The organism is Bacteroides sp. AM07-18 (genome assembly GCF_003602695.1).
Taxonomy (GTDB): domain Bacteria; phylum Bacteroidota; class Bacteroidia; order Bacteroidales; family Bacteroidaceae; genus Bacteroides; species Bacteroides uniformis.
Genome location: NZ_QTLM01000044.1, coordinates 1 through 1,322, shown reverse-complemented (window position 1 = coordinate 1,322; position 1,322 = coordinate 1). Strand labels below are relative to the sequence as shown.

Sequence of the window (1,322 nt, the reverse complement as noted above, 5' to 3'; positions counted from 1 at the left end):
TCATTAGTGTCCACTAAAAAATCATAGTCGTTCTTTGAAATTGTTGAAATTCAGTTTGTTGTAATGGTATTTGGTGCGCAACGATTTGAAATTACTTTTGCAGTCTGAATCAGACTGTTATGAATAAAGACAAATATGTTTTTTCTCAATTAGTCACATTTCTTGATGAGTTCAAGTTCTTGCGTATCGTCAAGAAGTATGAAGGCAACAAATACATTAAAAGCTATACCTGTTGGAATCAGTTGCTTACGATGATGTTCGGTCAACTTTCCAACCGTGAGAGTTTAAGAGACCTCATCGTGTCACTGGAGGCTCACACCGGAAAACTCTATCATCTGGGAATCGGCAAGTCCGTAACACGAAGCAATCTTAGCAAGGCTAACGAGCAACGTGACTATCGCATCTTCCAGGAATATGCAACCTTCATGATAGCCGAAGCGCGCAAGCGTAGAATCGAAAGAATCTTTGAGCTTGACGGTCATGTCTATGCTTTTGATTCCACCACGATTGACCTTTGTCTGTCAGTGTTCGAGTGGGCTAAATTCCGCAAGCATAAAGGCGGAATCAAGATGCATACGCTCTACGATGTGGAAGCGGAAGTTCCTGCATTTGTGCATATTACTCCTGCTAATATTCACGATACAAAAGCGATGTCTGTGATTCCTTATGAACGTGGTGCGCATTATATATTTGACCGTGGTTACAACGATTTTGGCAACTTGTATACGATAGACCGCATAGGTGCTTTCTTCGTTGTACGAGCCAAAACCAATGTACGCATCAAGCCCAAAACGTGGAAGCGAAGATTGCCTGAAGGTGTCATTTCTGATGTCATCGGATGTTTTACGGTTTATAAAAGTTCCAAGGATTACCCCGATGAACTTAGAAAGCTCATTGTTGAAGACCCCGAAAGTGGCACACGATACATTTTCCTGACGAACAATCTTGACGCTTCGGCTGAGCTGATTTCTCGGTTATACCGAAATAGATGGAGTGTGGAGCTGTTTTTCAAATGGATTAAACAACACCTTAAGATAAAGAGGTTTTGGGGAACTTCGGAGAATGCTGTACGCATACAAATATATTGTGCCATAATTACTTACTGCCTTGTGGCGATAGTACAACACGATATGAAGTTAGAGCGAAGCATCTACGAAACCTTGCAAATACTCGGCATCTCGCTAACCGATAAAACTCATCTTAGAGATTTGTTCGACAAATCGAATTTCAAAAATATCAAAGAGCTAAATGATTCAAGTGAATCGAATTTATTTAATTTTTAACCGACTAGTGACCAAAAAATTTTTAGTGGACACTAGTGA

At 40.2% G+C, this 1,322-nt stretch carries 1 protein-coding gene; it reads left to right on the top strand.

Translation table 11 applies throughout. The features are described 5' to 3' along the window. The first annotated feature begins 119 nt into the window (after positions 1-119). Positions 120-1,283, top strand: a complete 1,164-nt coding sequence (locus DW096_RS19190; RefSeq protein ID WP_008666211.1) for an IS4 family transposase — start codon at positions 120-122, stop codon at positions 1,281-1,283. Positions 1,284-1,322 lie beyond the last annotated feature (39 nt).

Excerpts from the sequence above, each read along its gene's own strand:
- DW096_RS19190 (WP_008666211.1), top strand. The coding sequence starts at position 120 with ATGAATAAAGACAAATATGTTTTTTCTCAATTAGTCACATTTCTTGAT.